Below are 19,615 nucleotides of genomic sequence, written 5' to 3'. Positions count from 1 at the left end.
GGATCGGTCCGGTGGGCGGCGGGTGGTCGGACCCGCCGCACTCTCACTCGTAGATCTGGAAGAACGCATACATGCCGCCAAGGTACCCGGCTCCATCGGCCGGGGCACCGCCTTTTCCTACCGCCCGGCCTGCTGCGGACGCGAGGACCGACCCGCATCGCCGTCGGACCGGCCGCGACGCGCGGGCCTACGTCGCCGTCGGGTCGGCCGTCGCCTGATGCGCCTCGGCGAGATGTTCCTCGGCCTTGAGCCAGGGCAGGAACTGCACCGCCTTGCTCCAGTCGCAGGTGTCGCAGCTCAGCTGTCGCCGCACCCCCGACTTCCTTACGTGAACGACGTGTTCACGGCCGTGCTGGTCCCATCTGCTGACCTTGCTCGTGGTCATGGACGGCATCGGGCCTCCTGGGGGCGAGTGTGCCCAGTGTGCACGAAACCCCCGGTCCCGTAAGGGGGAACCGGGGGCTTCGTGCTACGGACGGGGCCGTTCAGCAGCCGAGCAGGCGGGCGCCGAGGTACGCCTGGATCTGGTCCAGGGAGACGCGCTCCTGCTTCATGGTGTCGCGCTCGCGCACGGTCACCGCGTTGTCGTCGAGGGTGTCGAAGTCGACGGTGACGCAGAACGGCGTGCCGATCTCGTCCTGGCGGCGGTAGCGGCGGCCGATGGCGCCCGCGTCGTCGAACTCGATGTTCCAGTTCTGCCGCAGGTCGGCCGCGAGGCCCTTGGCCTTCGGCGAGAGCTGCGGGTTGCGGGACAGCGGCAGGACCGCGACCTTGACCGGCGCGAGGCGCGGGTCGAGGCGCATCACGGTGCGCTTCTCCATGACGCCCTTGGCGTTGGGCGCCTCGTCCTCGATGTAGGCGTCCAGCAGGAACGCCAGCATCGCGCGGCCGACACCGGCCGCGGGCTCGATGACGTAGGGGGTCCAGCGCTCGCCGGCCTCCTGGTCGTAGAACTGCAGGTCGGTGCCGGACGCCTCGGAGTGCGCCTTGAGGTCGTAGTCCGTGCGGTTGGCGACGCCCTCCAGCTCGCCCCACTCGCTGCCGCCGAAGCGGAAGCGGTACTCGATGTCAGCGGTGCGCTTGGAGTAGTGGGAGAGCTTCTCCGCCGGGTGCTCGAACCACCGCATGTTCTCCTCGCGGAGGCCGAGGCCGGTGTACCAGTTCCAGCGCTGCTCCATCCAGTACTCCTGCCACTGCTCATCCTCGCCCGGCTTGACGAAGAACTCCATCTCCATCTGCTCGAACTCGCGCGTGCGGAAGATGAAGTTGCCCGGAGTGATCTCGTTCCGGAAGGACTTGCCCATCTGCGCGATGCCGAACGGCGGCTTCTTGCGCGAGGTCTGGAGCACCTGGCCGAAGTTGGTGAAGATGCCCTGGGCGGTCTCGGGGCGCAGGTAGGCGACCGAGCCGGAGTCCTGCGTCGGGCCGAGGTGCGTGGAGAGCAGGCCGGAGAACTGCTTGGGCTCGGTGAAGGTGCCCTTGTTGCCGCAGTTGGGGCAGTTCAGGTCGGCGAGGCCGTTGACCGGCGGCTTGCCGTGCTTCTCCTCGTACGCCTCCTCCAGGTGGTCGGCGCGGTAGCGCTTGTGGCAGGAGGTGCACTCGGTCAGCGGGTCGGAGAACGTGGCGACGTGGCCGGAGGCAACCCAGACCTCGGGGGCCAGGATGACCGACGAGTCGAGTCCGACCACGTCCTCGCGCGAGGTGACCATGTAGCGCCACCACTGGCGCTTGAGGTTCTCCTTGAGCTCGACGCCCAGCGGCCCGTAGTCCCAGGCGGCCCGCTGGCCACCGTAGATCTCACTGCAGGGGTAAACGAAGCCACGGCGCTTGCTCAGGCTGACGATGGAGTCGATCTTGTCGGCGGCCACGGTGCTCTCTTCATTACGACGACGAAATTGGACAAGGGTGACGCGAAGCGCCTCGGTGGGGGGGTGGTGGTCGGGAGACGGGTGCGCGAATGCCTCAGATTACCGGCGGGCACGCCCCTTCGATCAAATCGGTATCGGAGCAGTACGCCGGGCAGGGCGCCGGGCGGCCCGCCGAGCGGCCGCCGCGCAGTCATCTCATCGGTCTTGTTGACAATCGTTTCCACTTTTGTTGAAAATGACTGTCATGAACGTACGCCGCCTCATACCCACGACCGCCGTCGCCGGAGCAGTCGTCCTCGGCCTCACCGCCCTCTCCGCCTGCTCCACGTCCGACGCCGCCGACCACAAGAGCGGCGACAAGCTGAACGTGGTGGCGTCGTTCTATCCGATGCAGTTCCTGGCCGAGCAGATCGGCGGGAGCCATGTCTCCGTCTCCACGCTGACCAAGCCGGGCGTGGAGCCGCACGACCTGGAGCTCAGCCCCAGGGAGGTCGGCGGTCTCAGCGACGCGGACTACATCCTCTACCTCAAGGGCCTCCAGCCGGCCGTCGACGACGCCATCAAGCTCTCCGAGTCCACGCACACCGTCGACGCCGCGGCCCTCACCACGCTGGAGGACCACGGCGCCGAGGTCGGCGGCGAGGAGCACGCCCATGAGCACGAGGGCGACGAGGCCGGCGCCGACCCCCACATCTGGCTGGACCCGGTGAAGTACGCCCAGGTCGCCAAGGGAGTGGGCGCGTCCCTGGCGAAGACCGACCCCGACCACGCCGCGGACTACCGCAAGAACACCGCCGCCCTGGTCACCAGGCTCGACGCCCTCGACACCGCGTACGAGAACGGGCTGAAGACCACCGCGACCAGGACGTTCATCACCACCCACTCCGCCTTCGGGTACCTCGCCGAGCGCTACGGCCTCACCCAGGAGGGCATCGCCGGCATCGACCCCGAGGCCGAGCCCAGCCCCGCCCGGATCAGCGCACTGCACTCGATCGCGAAGAAGGAGAAGGTCACCACCGTCTTCTTCGAGACCCTCGCCAGCGACAAGACGGCGAAGACCGTCGCCCGGGACACCGGCCTGCGGACCGACGTCCTGGACCCGCTGGAGGGAATCACCGGCAAGTCCAAGGGCGACGACTACATCGAGGTCATGGAGTCCAACCTCGCCGCGCTCCAGAAGGCCCTCGGCGCCAAGTGAGCCACCCCACCGACCCGCCCGGCCCGAACCGCGCAGCAGCACCGGAGGCGCTCATGCCCGAGCCCCAGAGCACCACGCCCGAACCCGTGATCGTCGTACGCGACGCCACGGCCACCCTCGGCGCACGCCCCGTGCTGCGCGGCATCGACCTGACCGTGCGCCGCGGCGAGGTCGTCGCCCTGCTCGGCGCCAACGGTTCCGGCAAGTCGACCGCCGTGCGCTCCGTCATCGGCCAGGTCCCGCTCACCGGCGGCACCGTCGAACTCTTCGGCACCCCGCTGCGCCGCTTCCGCGACTGGGCCCGGGTCGGCTACGTACCGCAGCGCACCACCGCGGCCGGCGGCGTACCGGCCACCATCCGCGAGGTCGTCGCCTCCGGGCGGCTGTCCCGGACCAAGCTGGGCCTGCCCCGCAAGGCCGACCGGGCCGCCGTCGACCGCGCCATCGCGCTCGTCGGCCTCGCCGACCGCGCCAGGGACTCGGTGGACGCCCTCTCCGGCGGCCAGCACCAGCGCGTGCTGATCGCCCGCGCGCTCGCCTCCGAACCCGAGCTGCTGATCATGGACGAGCCGATGGCCGGCGTCGACCTGGCCAGCCAGGAGATACTCGCCGAGACCCTGCGCAAGCAGGTCGCGGCGGGCACCACCGTGCTTCTCGTACTGCACGAGCTCGGCCCGCTGGAGCCCCTGATCGACCGGGCGGTCGTGCTGCGCGACGGCTGTGTGATGCATGACGGACCGCCCCCGAAGGCCCTGGGACAGCACGCTTCCCCAAGCTCTCAACTACGTTCGAGCAGAGGAGACCCCATCCCCGGCCGTTGCCATGCACACCCCCACGCGGCCTCCGAGCCCGTCCGGACGGGACTGCTGAGCTGATCATGGAATTCCTCACCCCTCCCTTCATGCAGCGGGCCCTGATCGCCGCCGTCCTGGTGGGCGTCATCGCCCCGGCCGTCGGCATCTACCTGGTACAGCGCCGACAGGCCCTGATGGGCGACGGCATCGGCCACATCGCGATGACCGGCGTCGGCCTCGGCTTCCTGCTCTCCACCAGCCCGGTCTGGATGGCCACGGCCGTCGCCGTCGTGGGCGCGGTCACCATGGAGCTGATCCGCTGGTACGGACGCACCCGGGGCGACATCGCGCTGGCGATGCTCTTCTACGGCGGCATGGCGGGCGGTGTCCTGCTGATCAACCTCTCCGACACCGGCTCCAACGCCAACCTCACCTCGTACCTGTTCGGTTCGCTCTCCACGGTCTCCTCCGAGGACATCACCGCGATCGCCCTGCTGGCGGCGTTCGTGCTGCTGGTGACGGTGGGGCTGCGTCGGCAGCTGTTCGCCGTCAGCCAGGACGAGGAGTTCGCCAGGGTCACCGGGCTGCCCGTGCGCGTACTGAACCTGCTGATCGCGGTCACCGCCGCGGTGACCGTCACCGTCGCGATGCGGGTCGTCGGGCTGCTGCTGGTCAGCGCCCTGATGGTGGTCCCGGTCGCCGCCGCGCAGCAGATCACCCGGTCCTTCAAGGTGACGTTCGTGCTCTCGGTCGTCACCGGGGTCGCGGTGACCCTGGCCGGCACCATCACCTCGTACTACCAGGACGTCCCGCCCGGCGCGACGATCGTGCTGCTGGCCATCGGGGTGTTCATCGCCCTGGCGCTGCTCGCCGCGCCGCTGGCCCGGCTCCGTGCCCGCCGACGCGAAGCGGCGGACGAGCGGTGCACCCTGGAAGTACCGGCCACCCGCCCGGCGGCGGACGACGTTCACGCCTGACCCCGCCACCGGTGCGTACTGGCACAATGGCCCGACGAATGTACGGGCGACACAAGGAGGCTCCTGTGGCGACGGCGCCGATCAGTGGAACGAACGCTGCACCGGTACGCGGCAGGTCGACCCGGCAACGGGCAGCGGTGGCGGCGGCGCTCGACGAGGTGGACGAGTTCCGCAGCGCCCAGGACCTGCACGACGTGCTCAAGCACCGAGGTGACTCCGTCGGACTGACCACGGTCTACCGCACCCTTCAGTCCCTCGCGGACGCCGGCGAGGTCGACGTGCTGCGCACCACCGAGGGCGAGTCCGTCTACCGCCGTTGCTCGACCGGCGACCACCACCACCATCTGGTGTGCCGGATGTGCGGCAAGGCCGTCGAGGTCGAGGGCCCGGCGGTGGAGACATGGGCCGAGACCATCGCGGCGCAGCACGGCTTCGTCAACGTGGCGCACACGGTCGAGGTCTTCGGTACGTGCGTGGAGTGCGCGGACGCCAAGGGATGAGACCCCGGGGGCGGCGCCCCCGGGGTTCCCCCTGGTTCAGCCGGCCGTCGAGGCGCCGGGTTCCGCCTTCTGCGCCGCCTCCACCGCGCCGCCGAAGCGCCGGTCGCGCTGGGCGAACTCCAGACAGGCGCGCCACAGGTCGCGGCGGTCGAAGTCCGGCCACAGCACGTCCTGGAAGACCATCTCGGCGTACGCGCTCTGCCAGATCAGGTAGTTGGACGTGCGCTGCTCGCCGCTGGGGCGGACGAAGAGGTCGACGTCCGGCATGTCCGGGTAGTAGATGTACTTCGCGAAGGTCTTCTCGTTCACCTTCGACGGGTCGAGCTTCCCGGCCGCGACATCCTCGGCGATCCGCTGCGCGGCGTCCGCGATCTCGGCCCGGCCGCCGTAGTTGACGCAGAAGTACAGCGTCATCCTGTCGTTGTCCCTGGTCTGCTCCTGGGCGACCTGGAGTTCCTGGACGACGGACTTCCACAGCTTGGGCATGCGGCCGACCCAGCGGATGCGGATGCCGAGCTCGTCCATCTCGTCGCGACGGCGGCGGATGACGTCCCGGTTGAAGTTCATGAGGAACTTCACCTCCTCCGGGGACCGCTTCCAGTTCTCGGTGGAGAACGCGTACAGCGAGAGGTTCTTGACGCCCATCTCGATGCAGCCCTTGAGCACGTCCATGACGACGCCCTCGCCGACCTTGTGGCCCTCGGTGCGCGGCAGGCCCCGCTCCTTGGCCCAGCGGCCGTTGCCGTCCATCACGACGGCCACGTGCTTGGGCACCAGCTCGCCGGGGATCTTCGGGGGCACGGCACCGGACGGGTGCGGTTCCGGGGCCTTGTAGTCGCGCCGGTTACGGCCGCCGAGCATCCCGCGTACTGCCATGAGCTTCTCAGTCTCCCTGTGTCACTTTTCCACGTACCGCGGCGTGTCACTTTTCCACGTACCGCAGCGAACGCAGCCCGCGCTCCAGATGCCAGTGCAGATAGGCGGACACCAGCCCGCTCCCCTCCCTGACATGACGCGCCTCGCACGCGTCCGCCGTCTCCCAGTCGCCGCAGAGCAGTGCGCTCAGCAGGGTGACGGCCTCCGCCGAGGGTACGACGCTGCCGGGCACCCGGCAGTCGCCGCATATGACGCCGCCCGCCGCGACGGAGAAGAACCGGTTCGGACCGGGCATTCCGCACCGGGCGCAGTCGTCGAAGCTCGGGGCGTAGCCGTTGACCGCGAGGGAGCGCAGCAGGAAGGCGTCGAGGATGAGGTTCGGCTCGTGCTCGCCCCGGGCCAGGGTGCGCAGGCCGCCCACCAGCAGCAGGTACTGCTGGACCGCGGGTTCGCCCTCGTGGTCGGTGAAGCGCTCGGCGGTCTCCAGCATCGCCGTGCCCGCGGTGTAGCGGCCGTAGTCGGTGACGATGCCGCCGCCGTACGGGGCGATGGTCTCGCTCTGGGTGCAGAGCGGCAGCCCGCGCCCGACCAGCTCGCTGCCCCGGGCGAAGAACTGCACGTCCACATGGGAGAACGGCTCCAGCCGGGCCCCGAACTTCGACTTCGTGCGCCGCACGCCTCGCGCGACGGCCCGCACCCGGCCGTGGCCCCGGGTCAGGATCGTGATGATCCGGTCGGCCTCGCCCAGCTTCTGCGTGCGCAGCACCACGCCGTCGTCCCGGAACAAACTCATGGCTCCATTGTCCGGTACGCGGGCGGTGCGGCGGGGCCCGGCCCCGTGGCACCGGTCCGGTCAGCTCGCGTCGCCGGTCGTGCCCGGCACGACGACGGAGAGCGGGAGGGCCGGGACCGGCGTGCGCACCACCGCCGCGAGCGGAGACCGGGACGGGGCAGGACAGGGCGGGACGGGGGTCAGGAGGGCGTGCGCGCCGCCGCCGCGAGCAGCCGGGCGGTGTCCTCGCCGCGCAGCCGCAGCGCGCCGCCGACGGTGGTCAGCACCTCGCGCTCGGCCGGGCCGTACGGGCCGTCGGCGAGCGCGATCCGGGCGCCCTGGAGCAGAATCGACTCGCGCCCGGCGGGGGCGAGATGCGGGGCGAGCGGTTCCAGGGCCTCGTGGAGCTCGATGGCGAGGGCCGCGCCGCACGCCTCGGCCGCGGGGTCGAACGCCGAGCCATGGCCGATGTCCGCGGAAAGGATCTCGACGACGGTGGCGAGCTGCTCCTGCGTGCAGCCGTCGAATCCGGCGCCGCGCACCGTCTCGACCGCCGTCTCCAGGACGGTCCGGGAGGTGCTGCCGCCCGCGGCGAGCACCCCGAGGGTCACGGTGTGGACGGCGTCCCTGAGCATCGCGGAGAACCGGGTGGTGGTGGGGTGGTCGAGCGTGTCGGTGCCGAAGTGGGCGTGGCAGGCGGCGCATTCGACGACCGGGCCCACGGTGCCGCGGCGCAGCAGCGGCACACCGAGGACGGCGAAGCGGCGGCGTCCGGTCAGGCGGCGGTAGTTGCGGTCGCCCCCGCAGCCGGGGCAGAAGAACTCGCCGTCACCGACGGTGTCCCACAGCGTGCGGATGCCGCAGATACGCAGCTTCGTGGCGCTTCGTCCCAGGCTTGACCGCACGTCGCACACCTCCGTAATGCTCCGGCAACATTGCCGTGTTGGACGTGATGTTAACCACATCCGTGAAGCGGCGTCAGCACCTCGACCGCCACGGTGTCCGGAGATGGCCGAACCCCGCCCCCCTGGAGCGGGGGACGGGGTTCACGGACCGTGCGACTTCATGCCCTTTCGGGCGCCGGGGTCAGCGGGTGGCGCGGTTGACCGCGGAGACGACCGCCTTCAGGGAGGCCCGCGTGGTGTTGGCGTCGATGCCGATGCCCCACAGGACCTTTCCGTCGATGGCGCACTCGATGTACGAGGCGGCCTGCGCGCTCGCGCCCTCGCTCATCGTGTGCTCGGTGTAGTCCAGCAGCCGCGCGTCGATGCCGATGGCCTGCAGCGCTTCGAAGAACGCGGAGATCGGGCCGTTGCCGGTGCCGGTCAGCGCGGTGTCCGTGCCGTCCACGGTCGCCTCGACCGTGATGGTGTCCTGGCCGTCCGAGCCGGTCGTGGTCTGGCCCGAGCGGATCTGTACGCGCCCCCAGGCGTTGTCCGGGTTGGGCAGGTACTCGTCCTGGAACGTGGTCCAGATCTGCGTCGGCGTGACCTCGCCGCCCTCGGCGTCGGTCTTGGCCTGAATGATCCGGGAGAACTCGATCTGCATCCGGCGCGGCAGGTCCAGCTTGTGGTCGTTCTTCAGGACATAGGCGATTCCGCCCTTGCCGGACTGCGAGTTGACCCGGATGACGGCCTCGTAGGAGCGGCCGACGTCCTTCGGGTCGATGGGCAGGTACGGCACCGCCCACTCGATGTCGTCGACGGTCTTCCCCTGGGCGGCCGCGTCGGCCTCCATGGCGTCGAAGCCCTTCTTGATGGCGTCCTGGTGGGAGCCGGAGAAGGCGGTGTAGACCAGGTCGCCCGCGTAGGGGTGGCGCGGGTGGACCTCCATCTGGTTGCAGTACTCGCTGGTGCGGCGGATCTCGTCGATCTGCGAGAAGTCGATCTGCGGGTCGACGCCCTGCGAGAACAGGTTCATGCCCAGCGTCACCAGGTCGACGTTGCCGGTGCGCTCGCCCTGGCCGAACAGACAGCCCTCGATCCGGTCGGCGCCGGCCATCAGCGCCAGTTCGGCGGCGGCGACGGCGGTGCCCCGGTCGTTGTGCGGGTGGACGGACAGGCAGACGAACTCGCGGCGTGACAGGTTGCGCGACATCCACTCGAACCGGTCCGCGTGGGTGGAGGGCGTCGAACGCTCCACGGTGGCGGGCAGGTTGAGGATGATCTCGCGGCCCTCCTCGGGCTGCCACACGTCACAGACCGCCTCGCAGACCTCCAGGGCGAAGTCCAGCTCGGTGTCGGTGAAGATCTCGGGGCTGTACTGGTAGCCGAAGATCGTCTCCTCGCCCAGGATCTTCTCGGCGTACTCCATGACCAGCCGGGTGCCGTCCACCGCGATCTGCTTGACCTGCTCCTTCGAGCCGCGGAAGACCACGCGGCGGAAGGTGGGAGCGGTCGCGTTGTACAGGTGGACGGTGGCGCGGTGGGCACCGCGCAGGGATTCGACGGTCCGCTCGATCAGTTCCTCGCGGGCCTGCGTCAGGACGGAGATGGTCACGTCCTCGGGGATCGCGCCCTCTTCGATGATGGAGCGGACGAACGCGAAGTCGGTCTCGCCGGAGGACGGGAAGCCGACCTCGATCTCCTTGTAGCCCATGCGCACCAGCAGGTCGAACATCTCGCGCTTGCGGGCCGGCGACATCGGGTCGATCAGGGCCTGGTTGCCGTCGCGCAGGTCGGTGGAGAGCCAGCGGGGCGCGGTGGTGACGCGCTTCTCGGGCCAGGTGCGGTCGGGGATCTCCACGGCCTCGTACCTGCCGTACTTGTGGACCGGCATCCCGGACGGCTTCTGCAGCCCCGTGGCGTTGGTGATCGGCGTGGGGCGGCCCACGGAGTTCTCGGCGGGGGTCTGCGCGGGGTTCGCTGCGGTCATGGCGTAGGGCTCCTCGGGGTCCGGCAAAGGGACGGCCGACTGTGTCGCTGCAACACCAGACTCCGCGGGGAGGGGGTCGGCCTACGACTACAGGCCCTCGCCGCGGCAGCTAAGAAGAAGCAGCCCGAAACGCATGATGCGACGAGACTAGCCCAGTGACGCCCGAGACGTCGGTGCCGTATCAGTATGCGGGACCGGGTGCCGGTAACGGGTGAACAGTGATGGATCACTCTATTTCGTCAATCCCGGTAGCAACCAGTGACTTTCTGAATACGTACTGCCACAGTCGTGTGTATGCAGCCTCGATCTCAGCACGGGTTCCACCCCGTCTTCTGCACCATCGTGCCGCCCCACGTCCTCGACAAGCTGTCGCAGTCCGACGACCCCGTCCTGGCGGGCCCGGCCCGCCGCACCCTGGAGTCCGACGCCGCCCGGCGCACCCGCCGCCAGGTGACCACCGTCGTCCGGACCGTCGTCACCCCCGCGCCGGAAGGGGACCGCTCCGGCAAACCCGACCGCACGCTCTACGACTGCCGCCAGGGGACGGACCTCCCCGGCACCAAGGTCCGCGCCGAGGGCGAGGACCCCACGTCCGACGCCAGCGTCAACCGCGCGTACGCGGGGCTCGGCGCCACCTTCGAACTGCTGCTCAGCGCGTACGGCCGCCGTTCGATCGACGGCAACGGACTGCCGCTGATCGGTTCCGTGCACTACGACGAGAAGTACAACAACGCCTTCTTCGACGGCGAGCAGATGGTCTTCGGCGACGGCGACGGCGAGATCTTCCTGGACTTCACCGTCGCCATCGACGTGATCGCCCACGAACTGGCGCACGGCCTGACCCAGTACACGGCCAATCTGAACTACTACGGCCAGTCCGGCGCGCTCAACGAGTCGGTGTCGGACGTGTTCGGCTCCCTGGTCAAGCAGTACTCGCTGGGCCAGACCGCCGACCAGGCCGACTGGCTGATCGGCGCGGGCCTGCTCGCGCCCCGTGTCCAGGGGGTGGCGCTGCGCTCGATGAAGGCGCCCGGCACGGCGTACGACGACGACGTGCTCGGCAAGGACCCGCAGCCCGCCTCCATGGACGACTACATCCGCACCGGCGACGACAACGGCGGGGTGCACCTCAACTCCGGTATCCCGAACCGCGCGTTCTACCTGCTGGCCACCGCGCTCGGCGGCAAGTCCTGGGAGCGGGCGGGCCAGCTCTGGTTCGATGTGCTCACAGGTGGTGAACTGGCCGTGGACGCGGACTTCGCCTCCTTCGCCCGGCTGACCGTGGCGGCGGCCCGCAGCCGCTTCGGCGAGGGCGACGAGGTGGAGGCGGTCCTCAAGGCCTGGTCGGAGGTGGGCGTGCCGACCGCGTAGGTCATGGCCCGTCCCGTCGAGGAAGGACACCGCATGCGGATCCAGGTGAGCAGGACCGGCGGCTTCGCCGGTATCGCACGCCACCGCGAGATCGAAACCTCGGGACGGGCCGACGCCCACGACTGGGAGACCCTGGCCGAATCGGCGCTCACCGGCGGCCGGGAGGCTCCCGCGAGGGGTGTTCCGGACGGCTTCAGCTACCGGATCACGGTCGACGGCAGGACCGTGCACTGCGCGGACCCGCGGCTGACCGACGCCCAGCGCGCCCTGGTCTCACGCGTCCTGAAGGAGGGCGCGTGAGACCGGCGGCATACGTCTGAAGGGGCGGCCGGGAAACGGCCCGCTCCGATACCGGGCTCCGCCCCGCTCAGAACCCCAGCTTGCGCAGCTGCTTGGGGCACCACTCCCCACGCCGCGCTCGCGCCCCTCGCCCCCAGGGGGCCTCAGCGGCTTCGCACGGCCGCGCCGGCCTCCGGCCGCCGGACATCGCCCCGCTCAGAACCCCAGCTTGCGCAGCTGCTTGGGGTCGCGCTGCCAGTCCTTGGCGACCTTCACATGCAGGTCGAGGAAGACCGGTGTGCCGAGCAGCGCTTCGATGTGCTTGCGCGACTTCGTGCCGACATCCTTCAGCCGCTTGCCCTTCGGGCCGATGATGATGCCCTTCTGGCTGGGCCGCTCGATGTAGACGTTGGCGTGGATGTCGAGCAGCGGCTTGTCCGCCGGACGGTCCTCGCGCGGCAGCATCTCCTCGACGACGACCGCGATGGAGTGCGGCAGCTCGTCCCGTACGCCTTCGAGCGCGGCCTCGCGGATCAGTTCCGCGACCATGACCATCTCGGGCTCGTCGGTGAGGTCGCCCTCCGGATAGAGCGGCGGGCTCTGCGGGAGCAGCGGGGCGATCAGGTCCGCCAGCAGGCCGACCTGTTCGTCCTTGACGGCCGAGACCGGGATGATCTCCGCCCACTCGAAACCGAGCTCCTCGCCGAGACGCGAGACGGCCAGCAGCTGTTCGGCCAGCTGCTTGGAGTCGACCAGGTCGGACTTGGTGATGATCGCGATCTTGGGCGTCTTCCTGATGCCCGCGAGTTCCTTGACGATGTACTTGTCGCCGGGGCCGAGCTTCTGGTCGGCGGGCAGGCAGAAGCCGATGACGTCGACCTCGGCCCAGGTGGTGCGTACGACGTCGTTGAGACGCTCGCCCAGCAGGGTGCGCGGCTTGTGGAGGCCGGGGGTGTCGACCAGGATCAGCTGCGCGTCCGGCCGGTGCACGATGCCGCGCACGGTGTGCCGGGTCGTCTGGGGCCGGTTGGAGGTGATCGCCACCTTCTGGCCGACCAGAGCGTTCGTAAGGGTGGACTTGCCCGCGTTGGGACGGCCCACGAAGCAGGCGAAGCCGGCCCGGTGGGGGGCGTTGTTCTCAGCCTGCTGCGCAGCAGCTTCTGGGTTAGGTCGAGCGCTCATGGCGCCCATTGTCCCCGATCCCGGCGGCCGCGGGGCACCAAGGAGCCCGCAGCGGCCGCCGGACCCTGCTCTCAGGCCGTTCGGCGGCGGTTCCGGCGTGACCGGATCCACAGCGCCGCACCCCCGGCGAGGGCCGCCAGCAGTACCCCGGCCACCAGCCAGGGCAGTGCGAAGTACGAGACCGAGGCGGACTCGCGGGTGTCGCGGGCGCTCGCGGTCAGCTTGATCTCGCCCCACTCCACCTGCGGCGCGCCCGCCCATTCCTCGGTGAGCCGGACCTCCTGGCGGGGCAGCAGCTCGGACGGGATGCGCTTGAGGTCGCGGTCGAGCAGGGTGCGGCCGAAGAGGCCCTCCGCCTTGAGGGCGACCTTGGGGCTGAGGGTGACGTTGCCGAGGTTGCGGAGCGTGTACGAGATGACGGCCCGGGATCTGCCCGTGCCCGGGACCAGCGGCGCGGTGTGATCTACCTCGACGTCGTCGACGGAGAGCGCGGGCATGGTCGGGCCGTTGACCCGCAGATAGATCCGGGCGCCGACCGCCTTCTGGATGCCGACGGCGACGGCTCCCGCGTCCGTGGGGTCGATGCGCTCGTCGAGAGCGACGAGCGCGCCGGGGTGGTCGCCCGGTTCGGCGCCCTCGGGCACCTTGATCGTCACGGGCACGGTGACCGAGCCGTGCGGTTTCACGGTGACCCGGTCGCGCCCGGCCTTCGCCCAGGCTCCGACGGAGCGCTGCTTCTCCTTCTGTCCCCGGACCGCGAATCCGCCGTCGCGTGCGGTGTTGTAGGCGTCGGCGGCGTACAGGCGGAAGGTCAGCGGCTCACCGGTCTTGTTGGTGACGGTCACCTTGTCGGTGAGGGTGGCGCCGGGGTCGGCGGAGAGGTAGAAGTACGGCCGCGCGCCCGCGTCGGCGGTGGCGGGGAAGACCGACCAGCTGCCGTTGTCGGCGGCGCCGGCCGTGGGCGCGCCGAGCAGGAGCAGGGCGCCGGTCAGGAGGAGTACGGGAAGTTTGCGCACGGTGCGGGCTCCCAGGTGCACGCTCGGGCGGGGTGGGCCGGCCGGGTGCGCGCCCGGCCCACCGGTTGATCCGTGGTGCTCAGGTGAGGGTGAGCGTGAGCACTCCGGTGTACGCGCCGGCGGCGGTGAACTCCGGTACGTCCAGCGACAGCCGGGCGTCGACGGTGAACTCACCGCCGGTGAGGGCGCCGTCCGGGGTGGAGGCCAGCGTGGCCCCCGCACTGCCGACCGTTCCTTCGGACCCGGCCGCGCAGGTGCTCGGGCTGCCGGACTTCGTGGCGCAGGCCGGGCTCCAGCCGAGCGCGGACGCGCTGATCGTCGCCCCTCCCGGACCCGTGAAGTCGGTGACCTTGCCGGTCAGGGACCAGCCCGCGGGACCACCGCGGAAGTCCTGGACCGTCACGGTCCGCAGGGCGCCGGTGGAGGCGCCGCCCTGCCCGAAGTCGACCGCCGACAGCTCGACGGAGTCCCCGTCCTGGGCCATGGTGAGCGTGCCCGGTCTGACGGTGGAGGTCAGCTTCTGGCTGCCGTCCGGGATCTCGCCGCCGCCTGTGGTGACGGTGTAGGCCTGGGGGCCCGCGCCCTTGGCCGGGTCCCAGCTCGCTCCCTCGAACGCGACGATGCCGGTGGTGGCCGGATCGGTGATCTTGGGCCGGAAGGTGAAGGTGCCCGAGTCGGCCGCCTCGGAGGTGATCGTGTCGGCGGTGATCGCGGTGCCGTTCCAGCCGGCCACGGTGACGTCGGCGCCCGGGGTGAACCCGGCGCCGGTGACGGTGACCCGCTCGCCGGGTGCCCCGGAGGACGTGCCGAGCGTGATCGTGCGCTCGTTGACCTGGCCGCCGCCGTCCGTGGCGATGATCGTCTGGGAGACGGGGGCGGGCGGATCGGTGACCGTGCAGGGTGTGTCCAGCTCCATGATGTAGCTGGTGTGGATGTTGTAGTCGCCGGGCGAGAGGGTGATCTCACCGGGCGCCGTGACGGTGAAGGTGCCGGTCATGGAGAACGACGGGAAATCGCCCTTGCCGGGCACCGGTTCGTTCTTCTTCGGGCCCGCCACCGTGACGTCGGCGGACTGCGCACCGCCCACGGTGACCTTGCCGGTCGGCGTCATGATGTCGGCGGGCAGCGCCAGGTCGACGGGGTTGCTCGCGGCCGGTTTGATGACGGTGTACGTCACCGTGACCGTGTCGCCGACCTTCGGGGCCGCGTTGTCGACGGTGATCTCGGCCGATGTCGTTCCGTCGATCGGCGGGATGCCGGCGATGGCGGGCGGGATGCAGTGGGTCGGGAAGTCCACCGCGACCGAGGCCGTCACACTGGCCTGCGCGGGTCCGGCGAACAGGCCTGCCCCGGTGACGACGAGCGCGCCCACACCCAGCGCGGCGGCCCAGCGGCGGCCCCGGTCCGGACGGTCTGAGCGACAGGATCTTCGACTGTCGGATCTTCGGATGGCTGAACGCATGGAGCCCCCTCCTGCGGGATCCGGCGCGGCGGCTCTTCCGCGTCGGCAGGGAGCCATTGATGACGTCGGTCCGGAAGAAGTCAATGGGAGCGAAACGCGCTGACTGATGGGCCATCAGATGATGTCAAGATCCATGCCTCCCGCACCTCCTGTACGAACGCCCCGCACCGTTGGGCGCGGGGCGTTCGTCCGCACGGGAGGTCCGGCGGAGTTCACGAGAGGGGTGGTCCGGCGGGGGTTCAGCCCGCCGTCACGGTGAGCCGCAGCACACCGTCGGGCCCGGCGAGCAGCACGGGCGTGTCGGCCCCGCCCAGGTCCCGTACCGCGGCCCGGTCCTCGTCGGACGGGGTCTGCGCGTCGGAGACGACCGCGGCCGCCTCCAGGGACGTGGCTCCGCTGGCCACGGCCATCGCGACGGCCGTCCGGAGCGCGCTGAGCCGCAGCGACTCCAGCTCCACGGTGCCCGCCACATAGGTACGTCCGGTCTCGTCCCGCACGGCCGCGCCCTCCGGCACACCGTTGCGGGCGCGGGCGCTGCGCGCCAGCGTGACGATCTTGCGGTCCTCGGCGCCGAGGTCGTTGCTCTCAGTCATGTGCCGAGCATACGAAGCAGGGGGACGGACCCGGCACGCGGGCGCCCGTACCCCTCGCCCCGGGCCGTCTCGCACCGGGCCGCCTCACCCCCGCGGGCCGCCTCGCGCCCGGCCCCCTCATGCCCGGACATCGTGCGCCCGGATCTCCCGCGCCCCGGCCCGACGCATCGAACCTGGCCGCCCCTCCGGCGAGGCCAGCCACCGCAGCTTCTCCTCCGTGCCGGTCTCCGGCCACGGGCTGTGCAGCACGACCGCGAGATCCGGACGGGCCGGGATGCGCAGCTGGGTGACCTCCACGGTCAGCGTGCCCACCGCCGGGTGGCCCAGCTCCTTGCGCATCTGCCCGCCCGGCGCGATGTCCCGCCGCGCCCACAGCTCGGCGAACTCGGGGCTGCGCTCCGCGGCCTCGGCCACGATCGCGCGGAAGCCCTCGTCGTCGGGGCAGTCCGAGCACGCGGCCCGGAACTGGGCGACGACCTGGGCGGCGGTCTCGCGCCAGCCCTTGTTCCGTACCCGGTGGACGGGGTCGGTGAAGAAGTCGATCACGCAGTTCTGCGGCCGGTCGGGCCCCATGCCCAGCACCGCCGATGCCGCTTCGTTGTACAGGATGATGTTCCAGTACGCGTCCATGATGTGTGCCGGGAACGGCATCCAGCCGTCGAGCAGCCGCTGGAGCCCGTCGCACATGTCCGTGTGGGCCGGATCGACCTCGGGCGCGGGCGGGTTGAGCCCCGCCAGTACGTAGAGGTGACGGCGTTCGATACTGCTGAGCCGCAGCACCCGGGCCACGGAGTCCAGCACCTGGGGCGACACGGTGATGTCGCGGCCCTGCTCCAGCCACTGGTACCAGGACGCCCCCACCCCCGCGAGAACCGCGACCTCCTCGCGGCGCAGCCCCGGTGTACGCCGCCGCGCCCCGCCGTCCGGGAGACCGGCGTCGGCCGGGCTGACCCTCGCCCGCCTGCTCATCAGGAACTCCCGCAGCTCGCCGAGGCGATGCGCCTTGCCGGCGTCCGCCGCGATCCTGGCCGGTGTGCCCACGTACCCCCCTGGTGTCCGGGTCCGCGCCTGCCTGGTGGTGCGGCCAACAGGATAAGTTCCGGCTCCCCACGGATATTCCGGCGGCCGCAGGCTCATGCCCATGGCGATCGAATCCCCTTCCCCAGCGGCTGTCACCGCTCCCGTCACCGCACCTCCCGCCCCGGACCGGCTGTCCGGCCGGGCTCGGCTGGTGCTCCTCGTCCTGTGCGCCGCGCAGTTCATGGTGTCCCTCGACTTCTCCGTACTGAACGTGGCGCTGCCCGTCCTGGGAGACGACCTCGGCCTGAGCCGGTCCGGCCTCCAGTGGGCGATCACCGCGTTCGCGCTGCCGTCCGGCGGCTTCCTGCTGCTCTTCGGCCGGATCGCGGACCTGTACGGCCGCCGCCGGCTGTTCCTCGCCGGGCTCGCGGTCTTCGGCGCGGCCTCACTGCTGGCCACGCTGGCCTGGAACCCAGCCGCCTTCCTCACCGGGCGGGCCCTCCAGGGGCTCGGCGCGGCAGCCATCGTGCCCACCGGGATGTCCCTGCTCACCACCACGTTCCCGGAGGGGCCGCAGCGGGACCGGGCGCTCGGCATCAGCGGCACCCTGCTCTCCCTCGGCTTCACCGTCGGGATGGTGGCCGGCGGCACCCTCACCGACACCCTCGGCTGGCGCTCCACGATGGGGCTGCTGACGCTGGCCGCGGTGGCCGTCCTCGCGGCGGCGCCCGCGCTGCTCACCGAGTCCCGTACGCCCGACCGGCCCCGGCTGGACGTACCCGGCGCCGTGACCGTCACCGGTGGGCTCCTCGCCCTGATCTACGCCCTGTCCACCGCGGCCGAGCACGGCTTCGGGCGCCTGGACGTGCGGCTCTCGCTGGCCGCCGGGGTCGTCCTGTCGGCCGCCTTCGTGGCCGTCGAGTCGAGGACGCCCGCCCCGCTGGTCTCCCTGCCGATGCTGCGTCGGCGCACGGTGGCCTTCGGCAATCTGGGCGGGCTGCTCACCTTCTCGATGATGAGCACCGTCGTCTTCGTCCTCACCCTGTATCTGCAGGAGGTCCTGGACCTGTCGCCCTTCGGCACCGGGCTGGTCTTCGGGGTGCAGGGCATCGCCTCGGTGGTGGCGGGCGTGTACGCCCCGAAGGTCATCGGCCGGTTCGGCGCCCGGCGCGTTCTGGCCCTCTCCCTGCTGGGCCAGGGGCTGTTCATCGCGGCCCTGCTGGGCCTCGGTACGGGTTCGGGCGTCTGGCTGGCCACGGCAGCGGTCTCGCTCGCCAGCATGTGCCACCTGGGCGCGATCATCGCGTACGGCCTCACCGTCACGTCGGGGGTGCCGAACGAGGAGCAGGGCCTGGCGACGGGGCTGGTCACCACGGTCCAGCAGGTCGGGCTCACGATCGGGATCCCGCTGCTCGGCGTGCTGGCGACGACCCAGGGCTCGCTGTTCGACGGGGTGCGGACCGTGATCGCGGTGGCCGCGGGCCTGCTGGCCGTCGCGTCGGGCGTGGTGGCGGCGGGGCTGCGGCGGCCCTAAGGAGTGCGGGTCCCAGGGGCGGAGGTCTCGCGGGCCGCGGCCTCAGGGGCGGAGGTCTCGCGGGCGGCCGCCTTCTCGTACGCGGCGGTCAGTTCCGCCAGCACGCCGTCCGTACGGGCGGGCGCCCCGGTCAGATGGGTGGCGCGGAGCTCGGCCATGAACCGCTCCCACATCAGGGGGCCGCCGGCGGCCAGCAGTTCGGCCCGGACCGTCAGTTCCGGCGCCGTGTCGAGCCAGCGGGCGCCCCAGGCGCCGAGCTGGGCCATCACCGGGACGAGCTGAACGGCCGCCTCGGTGAGGTGGTAGGCGACCTTCTGGCGGTGGCTCGGGTCGTCGTCACGGGTGAGCAGCCCCGCCTCGACGAGTTTCGCCAGCCGGTTGGCCAGGATGTTCGACGCGATGCCTTCCATGGAGGCGTTGAGCAGCTCACGGAAGTGGGTGAGGCCGCCGAACATGATGTCGCGCAGCACGATCAGGCTCCAGCGGTCCCCGAGAAGCTCGACCGTCATGTTGATCGGGCAGCCGGACCGGCCCGGCGACACGGGCAGCTTTCCGGCGGGAACTGGTTGCAACATGGAAGCAGTCTAGATAGCTTACAAACCGGTTGCAGATCGCAACCGGAAGGGGATCCGATGAAACAGCTGGTCCGCGTCCAGAACTTCTGTGTCTCCCGAGACGGTTACGGCGCCGGGGAGGATCAGACGCTCGACCGCCCGTTCGGCAACGTCGACCCCGGCCGGCTCGTCTCCTGGGCCGGTGCCACCGCCCACTGGCCCAACCGGACCGACCCCGGGGGCTCGCTCGGCCTGGACGACTACTTCACCCGCGACTTCTCCCGCAACATCGGCGCCGAGATCATGGGCCGCAACAAGTTCGGCCCGCAGCGCGGACCGTGGGAGAACCACGACTGGGAGGGGTGGTGGGGCGAGGAGCCCCCGTTCCACACCCCGGTATTCGTCCTCACCCATCACGAACGCCCGTCGATCACGCTCGGGGAGACCACGTTCCACTTCCTGGACGCGTCCCCGAAGGACGCGCTCGCCCGGGCCTTCGAGGCCGCCGAGGGCAAGGACGTACGCATCGGCGGCGGTGTCGCCACCGTCCGGGAGTTCCTCGACGCCGACCTCATCGACTCGCTGCACGTCGCCGTCTCTCCGATCGACATCGGCGCCGGCGAACGGCTGTGGGAGAGCCCCGAGGCGCTGACCGACCGCTTCCACCTGGAGAAGGTCCCCAGCCCGAGCAGCGACGTGGTGCACCACCTGCTCTGGCGGAAGTGACCGGCACGGCCCGGGGGTC

20 protein-coding genes are annotated in these 19,615 nt (G+C 70.9%); 8 read left to right on the top strand and 12 right to left on the bottom strand.

Going from position 1 to position 19,615, the window contains the following annotated elements:
* Window positions 1–187: 187 nt before the first annotated feature.
* Window positions 188–394, bottom strand: a complete 207-nt coding sequence (locus ACZ4LX_RS16740; protein ID WP_467642107.1) for a hypothetical protein — start codon at window positions 392–394, stop codon at window positions 188–190.
* A 91-nt stretch (window positions 395–485) separates the two neighbouring features.
* Complete coding sequence (locus ACZ4LX_RS16735) at window positions 486–1,868, bottom strand: glycine--tRNA ligase (RefSeq protein WP_467642109.1); 1,383 nt, start codon at window positions 1,866–1,868, stop codon at window positions 486–488.
* A gap of 244 nt (window positions 1,869–2,112) precedes the next feature.
* On the opposite strand from ACZ4LX_RS16735, the gene ACZ4LX_RS16730 reads away from it, so the two are divergent.
* The 4 genes from ACZ4LX_RS16730 to ACZ4LX_RS16715 all read left to right on the top strand — a co-directional run bounded on the left by ACZ4LX_RS16730 (window position 2,113) and on the right by ACZ4LX_RS16715 (window position 5,337).
* Window positions 2,113–3,066, top strand: coding sequence for a metal ABC transporter substrate-binding protein (locus ACZ4LX_RS16730; RefSeq protein ID WP_467642111.1), 954 nt, complete (start codon window positions 2,113–2,115; stop codon window positions 3,064–3,066).
* A 53-nt stretch (window positions 3,067–3,119) separates the two neighbouring features.
* Window positions 3,120–3,941, top strand: coding sequence for a metal ABC transporter ATP-binding protein (locus tag ACZ4LX_RS16725; protein WP_467642113.1), 822 nt, complete (start codon window positions 3,120–3,122; stop codon window positions 3,939–3,941).
* Window positions 3,942–3,943: 2 nt separating this feature from the next.
* Complete coding sequence (locus ACZ4LX_RS16720; RefSeq protein WP_467642115.1) at window positions 3,944–4,837, top strand: metal ABC transporter permease; 894 nt, start codon at window positions 3,944–3,946, stop codon at window positions 4,835–4,837.
* A gap of 65 nt (window positions 4,838–4,902) precedes the next feature.
* Complete coding sequence (locus ACZ4LX_RS16715) at window positions 4,903–5,337, top strand: Fur family transcriptional regulator (protein ID WP_467642117.1); 435 nt, start codon at window positions 4,903–4,905, stop codon at window positions 5,335–5,337.
* 36 nt (window positions 5,338–5,373) lie between these two features.
* Here ACZ4LX_RS16715 and ACZ4LX_RS16710 read toward each other — a convergent pair whose 3' ends face one another.
* From ACZ4LX_RS16710 to leuA, 4 genes are all read right to left on the bottom strand, one after another.
* Window positions 5,374–6,213: an isoprenyl transferase gene (locus ACZ4LX_RS16710; RefSeq protein WP_467642119.1), complete on the bottom strand. Its 840-nt coding sequence runs from the start codon at window positions 6,211–6,213 to the stop codon at window positions 5,374–5,376.
* A 46-nt stretch (window positions 6,214–6,259) separates the two neighbouring features.
* Window positions 6,260–7,006 (bottom strand): DNA repair protein RecO, encoded by a 747-nt coding sequence (gene recO / locus ACZ4LX_RS16705; protein ID WP_467642121.1) that lies wholly within the window; start codon window positions 7,004–7,006, stop codon window positions 6,260–6,262.
* Window positions 7,007–7,185: 179 nt separating this feature from the next.
* Complete coding sequence (locus tag ACZ4LX_RS16700) at window positions 7,186–7,899, bottom strand: TerB family tellurite resistance protein (protein WP_467642124.1); 714 nt, start codon at window positions 7,897–7,899, stop codon at window positions 7,186–7,188.
* 172 nt (window positions 7,900–8,071) lie between these two features.
* The gene (gene leuA / locus ACZ4LX_RS16695; RefSeq protein WP_467642126.1) at window positions 8,072–9,859 is read right to left on the bottom strand and encodes a 2-isopropylmalate synthase; all 1,788 of its coding nucleotides are present in this window, start codon (window positions 9,857–9,859) and stop codon (window positions 8,072–8,074) included.
* 294 nt (window positions 9,860–10,153) lie between these two features.
* Here leuA and ACZ4LX_RS16690 point away from each other — a divergent pair, with 294 nt between their 5' ends.
* Complete coding sequence (locus tag ACZ4LX_RS16690) at window positions 10,154–11,230, top strand: M4 family metallopeptidase (protein WP_467642128.1); 1,077 nt, start codon at window positions 10,154–10,156, stop codon at window positions 11,228–11,230.
* A 33-nt stretch (window positions 11,231–11,263) separates the two neighbouring features.
* On the top strand, window positions 11,264–11,530 hold the full coding sequence (locus ACZ4LX_RS16685) for a protealysin inhibitor emfourin (RefSeq protein WP_467642130.1): 267 nt from the start codon (window positions 11,264–11,266) through the stop codon (window positions 11,528–11,530).
* A gap of 195 nt (window positions 11,531–11,725) precedes the next feature.
* Here ACZ4LX_RS16685 and era read toward each other — a convergent pair whose 3' ends face one another.
* From era to ACZ4LX_RS16660, 5 genes are all read right to left on the bottom strand, one after another.
* Window positions 11,726–12,700 (bottom strand): GTPase Era, encoded by a 975-nt coding sequence (gene era, locus ACZ4LX_RS16680; protein WP_467642132.1) that lies wholly within the window; start codon window positions 12,698–12,700, stop codon window positions 11,726–11,728.
* A gap of 62 nt (window positions 12,701–12,762) precedes the next feature.
* On the bottom strand, window positions 12,763–13,707 hold the full coding sequence (locus tag ACZ4LX_RS16675) for a WxL protein peptidoglycan domain-containing protein (RefSeq protein WP_467642134.1): 945 nt from the start codon (window positions 13,705–13,707) through the stop codon (window positions 12,763–12,765).
* A 79-nt stretch (window positions 13,708–13,786) separates the two neighbouring features.
* The gene (locus ACZ4LX_RS16670) at window positions 13,787–15,169 is read right to left on the bottom strand and encodes a WxL domain-containing protein (RefSeq protein ID WP_467642136.1); all 1,383 of its coding nucleotides are present in this window, start codon (window positions 15,167–15,169) and stop codon (window positions 13,787–13,789) included.
* A 239-nt stretch (window positions 15,170–15,408) separates the two neighbouring features.
* Window positions 15,409–15,762: a cytidine deaminase gene (locus tag ACZ4LX_RS16665; RefSeq protein ID WP_467642138.1), complete on the bottom strand. Its 354-nt coding sequence runs from the start codon at window positions 15,760–15,762 to the stop codon at window positions 15,409–15,411.
* Between the two features lie 117 nt (window positions 15,763–15,879).
* Window positions 15,880–16,803: a helix-turn-helix transcriptional regulator gene (locus ACZ4LX_RS16660; RefSeq protein WP_467642140.1), complete on the bottom strand. Its 924-nt coding sequence runs from the start codon at window positions 16,801–16,803 to the stop codon at window positions 15,880–15,882.
* A gap of 100 nt (window positions 16,804–16,903) precedes the next feature.
* Between ACZ4LX_RS16660 and ACZ4LX_RS16655 the strand changes: the two genes are divergently transcribed.
* Window positions 16,904–18,316, top strand: a complete 1,413-nt coding sequence (locus tag ACZ4LX_RS16655; RefSeq protein ID WP_467642142.1) for an MFS transporter — start codon at window positions 16,904–16,906, stop codon at window positions 18,314–18,316.
* Here the strand turns inward: ACZ4LX_RS16655 and ACZ4LX_RS16650 are convergent.
* Window positions 18,313–18,891, bottom strand: a complete 579-nt coding sequence (locus ACZ4LX_RS16650) for a winged helix-turn-helix transcriptional regulator (protein ID WP_467642144.1) — start codon at window positions 18,889–18,891, stop codon at window positions 18,313–18,315. The two genes, ACZ4LX_RS16655 and ACZ4LX_RS16650, sit on opposite strands and share 4 nt — an antisense overlap.
* Before the next feature lie 57 nt (window positions 18,892–18,948).
* Between ACZ4LX_RS16650 and ACZ4LX_RS16645 the strand changes: the two genes are divergently transcribed.
* Window positions 18,949–19,596 (top strand): dihydrofolate reductase family protein, encoded by a 648-nt coding sequence (locus ACZ4LX_RS16645; RefSeq protein WP_467642146.1) that lies wholly within the window; start codon window positions 18,949–18,951, stop codon window positions 19,594–19,596.
* Window positions 19,597–19,615 lie beyond the last annotated feature (19 nt).

It is taken from the genome of Streptomyces sp. NPDC026062 (assembly GCF_055568375.1).
The sequence above is the reverse complement of the archived record's forward strand: the minus strand, read 5'-3'. Positions and strand labels throughout refer to the sequence as shown.

Excerpts from the sequence above, each read along its gene's own strand:
- ACZ4LX_RS16740 (WP_467642107.1), bottom strand. The coding sequence starts at position 394 with ATGCCGTCCATGACCACGAGCAAGGTCAGCAGATGGGACCAGCACGGC.
- ACZ4LX_RS16730 (WP_467642111.1), top strand. The coding sequence starts at position 2,113 with ATGAACGTACGCCGCCTCATACCCACGACCGCCGTCGCCGGAGCAGTC.
- ACZ4LX_RS16725 (WP_467642113.1), top strand. The coding sequence starts at position 3,120 with ATGCCCGAGCCCCAGAGCACCACGCCCGAACCCGTGATCGTCGTACGC.
- ACZ4LX_RS16720 (WP_467642115.1), top strand. The coding sequence starts at position 3,944 with ATGGAATTCCTCACCCCTCCCTTCATGCAGCGGGCCCTGATCGCCGCC.
- ACZ4LX_RS16710 (WP_467642119.1), bottom strand. The coding sequence starts at position 6,213 with ATGGCAGTACGCGGGATGCTCGGCGGCCGTAACCGGCGCGACTACAAG.
- recO (WP_467642121.1), bottom strand. The coding sequence starts at position 7,006 with ATGAGTTTGTTCCGGGACGACGGCGTGGTGCTGCGCACGCAGAAGCTG.
- leuA (WP_467642126.1), bottom strand. The coding sequence starts at position 9,859 with ATGACCGCAGCGAACCCCGCGCAGACCCCCGCCGAGAACTCCGTGGGC.
- ACZ4LX_RS16690 (WP_467642128.1), top strand. The coding sequence starts at position 10,154 with ATGCAGCCTCGATCTCAGCACGGGTTCCACCCCGTCTTCTGCACCATC.
- ACZ4LX_RS16685 (WP_467642130.1), top strand. The coding sequence starts at position 11,264 with ATGCGGATCCAGGTGAGCAGGACCGGCGGCTTCGCCGGTATCGCACGC.
- era (WP_467642132.1), bottom strand. The coding sequence starts at position 12,700 with ATGGGCGCCATGAGCGCTCGACCTAACCCAGAAGCTGCTGCGCAGCAG.
- ACZ4LX_RS16670 (WP_467642136.1), bottom strand. The coding sequence starts at position 15,169 with ATGCGTTCAGCCATCCGAAGATCCGACAGTCGAAGATCCTGTCGCTCA.
- ACZ4LX_RS16665 (WP_467642138.1), bottom strand. The coding sequence starts at position 15,762 with ATGACTGAGAGCAACGACCTCGGCGCCGAGGACCGCAAGATCGTCACG.
- ACZ4LX_RS16655 (WP_467642142.1), top strand. The coding sequence starts at position 16,904 with ATGGCGATCGAATCCCCTTCCCCAGCGGCTGTCACCGCTCCCGTCACC.
- ACZ4LX_RS16650 (WP_467642144.1), bottom strand. The coding sequence starts at position 18,891 with ATGTTGCAACCAGTTCCCGCCGGAAAGCTGCCCGTGTCGCCGGGCCGG.
- ACZ4LX_RS16645 (WP_467642146.1), top strand. The coding sequence starts at position 18,949 with ATGAAACAGCTGGTCCGCGTCCAGAACTTCTGTGTCTCCCGAGACGGT.